This is a genomic window from Nocardioides turkmenicus, from assembly GCF_011045035.1.
Classification (GTDB): domain Bacteria; phylum Actinomycetota; class Actinomycetes; order Propionibacteriales; family Nocardioidaceae; genus Nocardioides; species Nocardioides turkmenicus.
The window spans coordinates 64,336-71,021 of record NZ_JAALAA010000023.1; the positions used below are offsets into that span (position 1 = coordinate 64,336).

General features: G+C 70.7%; 8 protein-coding genes. 2 read left to right on the plus strand and 6 right to left on the minus strand.

Features of this window, described 5'->3' with window-relative positions:
* Positions 1-120 precede the first annotated feature (120 nt).
* Entirely contained in the window at positions 121-381 is a 261-nt protein-coding gene (locus G5C66_RS22070; protein ID WP_165113158.1) for a helix-turn-helix domain-containing protein, read from the plus strand.
* Positions 382-483: 102 nt separating this feature from the next.
* Here G5C66_RS22070 and G5C66_RS22075 read toward each other — a convergent pair whose 3' ends face one another.
* The 3 genes from G5C66_RS22075 to sigE form a co-directional block, all read right to left on the minus strand.
* Positions 484-1,890 (minus strand): trypsin-like peptidase domain-containing protein, encoded by a 1,407-nt coding sequence (locus G5C66_RS22075; RefSeq protein ID WP_165113160.1) that lies wholly within the window; start codon positions 1,888-1,890, stop codon positions 484-486.
* A 79-nt stretch (positions 1,891-1,969) separates the two neighbouring features.
* Complete coding sequence (locus G5C66_RS22080) at positions 1,970-2,452, minus strand: anti-sigma factor (RefSeq protein ID WP_165113162.1); 483 nt, start codon at positions 2,450-2,452, stop codon at positions 1,970-1,972.
* On the minus strand, positions 2,449-3,048 hold the full coding sequence (sigE, locus tag G5C66_RS22085; protein ID WP_206444431.1) for an RNA polymerase sigma factor SigE: 600 nt from the start codon (positions 3,046-3,048) through the stop codon (positions 2,449-2,451). Before sigE ends, G5C66_RS22080 begins: the two co-directional genes overlap by 4 nt.
* Before the next feature lie 175 nt (positions 3,049-3,223).
* On the opposite strand from sigE, the gene G5C66_RS22090 reads away from it, so the two are divergent.
* Positions 3,224-3,859: a class I SAM-dependent methyltransferase gene (locus G5C66_RS22090; protein WP_165113166.1), complete on the plus strand. Its 636-nt coding sequence runs from the start codon at positions 3,224-3,226 to the stop codon at positions 3,857-3,859.
* 90 nt (positions 3,860-3,949) lie between these two features.
* Here the strand turns inward: G5C66_RS22090 and G5C66_RS22095 are convergent, their stop codons facing one another.
* The 3 genes from G5C66_RS22095 to G5C66_RS22105 all read right to left on the minus strand — a co-directional run.
* Positions 3,950-5,488, minus strand: a complete 1,539-nt coding sequence (locus tag G5C66_RS22095; protein ID WP_165113168.1) for a leucyl aminopeptidase family protein — start codon at positions 5,486-5,488, stop codon at positions 3,950-3,952.
* Positions 5,489-5,662 carry a DUF3117 domain-containing protein gene (locus G5C66_RS22100; RefSeq protein WP_008358749.1) on the minus strand — a complete coding sequence of 58 codons (174 nt, stop codon included), beginning with the start codon at positions 5,660-5,662 and terminating at the stop codon, positions 5,489-5,491.
* Positions 5,663-5,808: 146 nt separating this feature from the next.
* On the minus strand, positions 5,809-6,686 hold an 878-nt coding region (locus tag G5C66_RS22105), incomplete at its 5' end, for a hypothetical protein (protein ID WP_241248749.1).

The window sequence follows — 6,686 nt, forward strand, 5'->3', positions numbered from 1 at the left end:
GCCTGTGCTTCACGGTTCACCCACCACGCATCCACAAAGCAGCGCAACACTACCTAAAGCGGGCTAACAGGTTGGCGCCCTGGTTTACTGCCGCTTGCAGAGTCTGGGAGACTGATACTTATGTCTGGTACCCCCCGCTTCCTGACTCTTGCCGACGTGGCCGAGGTCCTCAACACCTCGAGCGCACAGGTCTATGCCCTTGTCCGCCGTGGTGAGCTCCCCGCCATCAAGATCGGCGGCCGTGGCCAGTGGCGCGTTGAGTCCAGCGTCCTCGAGAAGTTCATCGATGACATGTACTCGCAGACCAAGGCCTTCGTGGCCGACCACCCGTTCGTCGAGGCCGAGGGCACCACGCCCGCCGCCACGCCGGACGCCTCTTGAGTCACAGCATTCTCAACCCCCACAACTAAACCTTCCCCACAACAACGCGAAGAGCTGCCGGGCATGTGCCCAGCGGCTCTTCGCGTCTTTCTCCGTTCGTCGTCAGGCGAGGTTCTCGGTCTGCGCCGCCAGCTTGATCTTGAGCTCGTGGCGGGCACCGTTGCGCATCACGGTGAACTCGACCGTCTCCCCCGGCTGGTGCGCACGGATGGCCACGATCATGCCGATCCCGTCGGTGACGGTGACGTCTCCGACCTTGGTGACCCGGTCACCGTCCTTGAGGCCTCCGGCGGCCGCCGGCGAACCCGCCTCGACGACCGAGATCAGCGCGCCGTTGTGGTCGGCGGCCTGGACGTCGACGGAGGCACCCACGATCGGGTAGGTCGCCTTGCCGGTCTTCAGGATCTGCGCGGCGGTGACCTTGACCTGGTCGATCGGGATCGCGAAGCCGACACCGATGCTGCCGCCCTCGCCGCCCTCTCCCCCGCCTGCGGTCGCGATCGCCGAGTTGACCCCGATGACCTGCCCCACGAGGTTGACGAGCGGACCACCGGAGTTGCCGGGGTTGATCGCCGCGTCGGTCTGGACGGCGTTGATGTAGGAGGTGTCGTCCTCGGTCTGGCCGGTGCTCACCGGGCGCTGGAGCGCGCTGACGATGCCGGAGGTGACGGTGGAGCTGAGCCCCAGGGGCGAGCCGATGGCGACGACGCCCTCGCCGATCCGCAGCCGCGACGTGCTGCCGAGCGAGGCGGGGTCGAGCTCCTTGACCTCGGGCACGTCGAGCACGGCGAGGTCGTAGACCGCGCTGCGCCCGACGACCTCCGCCTTGTAGCGGCGGCCCTTGTGGTCGACGACCTCGATGCTGCCCTTGGCCTTGGCCGCGTCGGCGACCACGTGGTTGTTGGTCACCACGTGACCGTTCCGGTCGAAGACGAACCCCGAGCCGGTCGCGGCGTCCTCGACGCCCTGGTATTCGGCAAAGATCTGCACCGTCGAGGGCAGCAGCGTCGCAGCCACCTTCACGATGCTGGCGTCGTCGCCCTCCAGGGGCGCGTCGGTCTCGATCGAGCCCGGGTCGAGCCCGCCGCCGGCAAGGCTGGACATGTCGTCCCGGTCCTCGAGGACGCCGCCCGCGTAGCCTCCCAGCACCCCGAGCAGGAACGCGACGGCGGCCGCGAGCGCCCAGATCGGGCCGGGAACGCGCCCACGCTTCGTCGAGTCGGGCCGAGCGGGTGCGGCGGGTGGCGGCGCCAGCGGGCCGTCGAAACCGGGAAGGGACCCACCCGGCGGGGGCGGCGGCGCGGGCTGCAACGGAGCGGTGTCGGCAGCCGGGGGCGGCGCGACCACAGGCCCCGGCATCCCCGGCAGCGGCACCTCGGCCGTGTCGCGCTCGTCATCGACAAGATCGTCGCGGGACGACTGTCCGGCCGGGGGCACGTCGGACGCGCTGGCGGGTGGCGCCCAACGGGAGATCGGCCGCGACTGGTCGTCTTGTGGTTCCTGCGTCACAGGACCCATTCTTCCCACTCGTCCCAACTATCGGCAGGCCGGGTCTCGTGTCGTGTCGCCGAGCAGACCGAGCGGCCGGTCAGCGGCGTACGTGGGCGACGACCGGGGCGCCGGGGACCTGGGTGACCGAGGTGACCGGGAGGTTCCTGGGGCCCGGGGCGTCCGCGGGCGCGGCGGCGAAGGTGAACATGCCGAACACGGCGGCGCCGACAGCACCGCCACCGGCGGCGACCATCACCAACGTACGCCGCACCGACCGGGCGTCGGCGTAGCTGTCGCCGAGGCGATGTCCTGAGCTTGTCGAAGGGTCGTCGGTGGGCCACACCGAGGCCGCCATGACGCCACCGCGCAGCGACCCTTTCAGGTCGGCCGGGGCCGAGACGCCGGGATCGACGCTGAGCCCCGCGAGGCGGCGCTTGAGCCAGCTCTCACGCTCGACGAGACGGCGGCAGGCGCAGCACTGGTGCACATGCGCCCAGGCCCGCTCCTCCTCCGCCTCGGGAAGTTGGCCGTCGAGAAGCGCGCTCGTCCGCGCGCCGAGGTGGTTGCCCAGAAAACTCATGAAGCCCCGCCCCACAACACCTTGGGCCCGGAGTAACGCAGTCGTCCGCCGCGCGGGGCGCGGTGGGCGAGAGCGTCACGGAGCATCGCCCGGCCGCGGTGGATCCGCGAGCGGACGGTGCCGAGCTTGGCACCGAGGATCTCGGAGATCTCCTCGTAGGAGAGCCCCTCCACGTCACAGAGCACGACCGCGGCCCGGAAGTCGGGCGGCAGCGTGGCCAGCGCGCGCTCGATGTCGTCGTCGAAGCGCTGGTCGGTGTAGGCCAGGTCGGGCGTCGGGCCGCTGCTCGTCAGGCGCGAGGCGCGCTCGTCGGAGAGGGCATCGAAGCGGATCCGCTGCTTGCGGCGGGCCTGGTCGAGGAAGAGGTTGGTGGTGATCCGGTGCAGCCAGCCCTCGAAGGTGCCGGGGCTGTAGGTGTCGAGAGAGCGGAAGACGCGTACGAAGACCTCTTGGGTGAGATCCTCGGCGTCGGGGCGGTTGCCGGTGAGGCGGTATGCGAGCCGGTAGACCCGGTCGGAGTGCTTCTCCACGATCTCGTCCCACGACGGCACACCCGGCTCCGCAGTCGGGGTCTCGGTCGTGGGCTCCGCGGTCATGGTGCTCCTGCCTGTCTCGCTGATCGCTGACATCTCCTACGTTAGATCGCCTGGACCAGGAAGGGCTGAGAGTTGCCTGTGAGGCTCCTATTTTTCCTCTTCCTGTCACCGTCTAACGCACAAGTTGGATCAGGCGTTCCCGCACCGTTGCGCGAAACAGGTTAGGTTTTGCGGTGTGACCAGCCCTGTCTCGACCGCAAGTTGGACCTACGCCGACGAGTACGTCGCGGAGGACGACCTCCTCGCCGCTGCCCGCTCCCGGGCCGAGGAGGTCGGAGTCGCCCCGATCGGACCGGGCGGCGGCGCCACGCTGCGCTTCCTCGCTTCGGTGCTCGACGCGAAGAACGTCGTCGAGGTCGGCACCGGCACCGGTGTGTCCGGGCTGTGGCTGCTGCGCGGCATGCGTCCCGACGGGGTCCTGACCACCGTCGACATCGAGACCGAGCACCAGCGGCTGGCCCGGCAGAGCTTCACCGAGGCGGGCTTCGGCCAGCGGCAGGCTCGGTGCATCGCCGGGGCCGCCCTCGACGTGCTCCCCCGGCTCACCGACAACCACTACGACATCGTCTTCGTCGACGGCGACAAGACCGAATACTCGGCCTACCTCAAGGAGGCCCTGCGCCTCCTGCGCCCCGGCGGCGTAGTCGCCTTCGACAACGCGCTGTGGCACGACCGCGTGGCCGACCCGTCCGTACGCGACGAGGAGACCGCCACCATCCGCGAGCTCAACCAGCAGGTCGCCGACAACGACGACCTGATCCCGCTGCTCCTCCCGGTGGGCGACGGTCTCCTGCTCGCCCGGAAGGCCTAGCCGAGACGTCAGCCCCGTCGGCCGAGCTGGCACCTGGGTGCCGGCTCGGCCGTCGTACGTGACGTCTCGGCCGACCGGGGTGACGTCTCGTCAGGAGCCTACGCCGGCGAGCGGATCGGCATCGGCCAGCCAGGTGAGCAGGACCCGGGCACCGAAGCCGGTGGGGCCGGGGGTGAGCTCGTGGACGTCGGCGTAGGCGTCGCCGCAGGCCACGTCGAGGTGGGCCCACGGGATGCCGCCGGTGAAGTGGTGCAGGAAGAGCGCGGCGGTGATCGCGCCCGGCCCACCGGGGGCGTTGTCGGCGTCGGCGACCTTCGAGGCGAGCTTCTCCTCGTAGTCGGCGACCAGCGGCATCCGCCACAGCGTCTCGCCGGAGAGGTCCGACGCCTCGCTCAGCAGGGACGCCAGCGCGTCGTCGTCAGCGAAGTAGCCGGCCATCGTCTGACCGAGCGCCACCCGCATCGCACCGGTCAGGGTGGCGATGTCGACCAGGGCCGCCGGTTTGATCTTGTCGACGGCGTACGCCATCGCGTCGGCCAGCACCAGACGGCCCTCGGCGTCGGTGTTGGTGACCTCGGAGGTGCGGCCGCCGTAGTGGGTGACCACGTCTCCGGGGCGCAGCGCCGAACCGGAGATCGCGTTCTCCGCGGCGGCGATGAGGCCGACCACCTTGACCGGGCAGCCGACCTCGGCCAGCGCCGCCATCACCGCGAGCACCACCGCGCCGCCGGTCATGTCGCGCTTCATGTTGATCATGCCGTCGCCGGGCTTGATGTTGAGGCCGCCGGTGTCGAAGGTGATGCCCTTGCCGACCAGCACCACCGTTGGCGCCGTCTTCAACGAGTTCAGCCTGCCGGCCTTGCGGGGCGTGTAGTCGAGCCGGATCAGCCGTGGCGGCGTGGCCGAGCCCTGGCCGACCGCGACGATGCCGCCGAAGCCCTCCGCGGCGAGCTGGTCCTCGCCCCACACCGTGACCTTCAGTCCGGTCTCGGCGCCCAGCGAGGTGGCCTGCTCGGCCAGCCATGCCGGGTTCTTCAGGTTGCTCGGGACCGAGGAGAAGAACCGCGCGCGCCAGCCGGCGCGCGCGATCGCCTGGGCCCGGTCCAACGCTGCCGCCTGGTCGTCACCGAGATCGGCCAGGGTGATCGTCTCCACCGGCGTCCACGGCGCCCCGTCGGAGCGCCAGTGGAAGAGGAAGGATCCCAGCGTCGCGCCGGCCACGAACGGCTCCAGCCCGACCTCGGGATCGACTGCCGGGATGGTCGTGACCACCTCGGACCGGTCGCGCACGGCGCGAGCCAGCGCGGCGCCCGCCCGCCGGAAGTCGTCACGACGTTGCGCGCCGACACCGATCAGGAGGATCCGTCGCAGGGTGCCGGAGCCGGTGACGGCGTACGTCGTCACCTCACCGGCGCTGCCGGTGGCACCTTCGAACTCGAGATGACCGAGCAGGTCGTGCTGGTCGCCCAGATCAGCGGCCCCGGGACCGATGACCAGCGCGTCGTCGCCCGGGATGACCGGCAGCGCGATGATCTCGGCGTCGAGGCTCTCCGGACCGAGCGGACTGAGCGTGAAGGTGGGCGGTGTGACCTGCGTTGGCAGAGCCGGTGACGGCAGCGTTGTGGTCATCTACGCGTTCAGCCCGAGACCTTTGATCTCTTCGCCGAGCGCAGCGGCCTCTTCGGCGTTCAGTTCGACGACCAACCGGCCACCACCCTCGAGCGGGACGCGCATCACGATGCCCCGACCTTCCTTAGTGACCTCCAGCGGACCGTCTCCCGTCCGCGGCTTCATCGCCGCCATGCGGCACCTTCTTCCGTGTCTCGCGTGTCGGCGCTCACCTGCCGGATGGCCTCGGAGCGCGCATTGCGCTTCCATTATCCCTCATCAGGTCAGCAGACCTGACGGCAAGGTGGGAGTTTCGGCGGGTTGACCTGCCTTCGAACCTGTCAGATGACCGAGGTTCCGTAGGCCCAGGTCAACCAGATCGCGAGGATCACCAGCGTGATGTGGACCACGATCGCCGCGCCGGAGGCCTCGAAGAACGCACCTCCGCGCTCCCGACGGTCGCCTCCGGCGGACCGGTCGTAGGCGTCATCGTAACGCTCGTCGTAGCGTTCGTCATAGCCGCGGTCGTAGGCCTCGTCGTAGTCGTAGCCCTGGGCGTACGCCTGGTCCTGACCTCGCTCGTAACGCTGGTCGTAGCCCCGGTCATAGCCTTCGTCGTAGCCCGCGTACGCCGGCTCGTCGTAGTCCTGGTCCTGTCGCCGCCGACGCTGCGGCGCCTGGGGTGCGCGCGGTGCCTGGGCGGGCGACTCGGCCCGGTCCTGGGGACCGTAGGAGTCGAAGGAGTAGGGGTCGTACGCCTCGGGCTCCTGGGCCACCCGGCGGCCGGCCTGCCGGCTCCGCGGCGGTGCGGGGGCGGGCTCGAGGCGGGGCTCGGGCTGGGGTGCGGCTGCCGGCGCCGGGCGCGGCTCCGGGCGTGGTGCGCGCGGTGGGGCCGGCTGCGGCTGACCCGGGTAGCCGGAGTAGCTGCTGTCGCGCCGGTAACGGCGGTCGGCGAACTCGTCGTGCCCGTCGTTGCGGCGGTCGTCGTAGCGGCCGTCATAGCCACGGGAGCGCCGCTGCGGCGGCTCCTGGCGGCGACCCCACGGGTCCTGACCGCTCTGGCTCCGGCTAGGTGCGCCCTGACCGGGCTGCGGCTCCGGCGCCGGCGGCGGGGGTGCCTGGTGCTGAGGTGCCTGGGGAGCCGGACGCTGGGGTGCCTGGGATGCTGGACGCTGCGGTGCCGGCCGCTCCTGCCGGGGACGCGCCGGCGCCTGCGGGG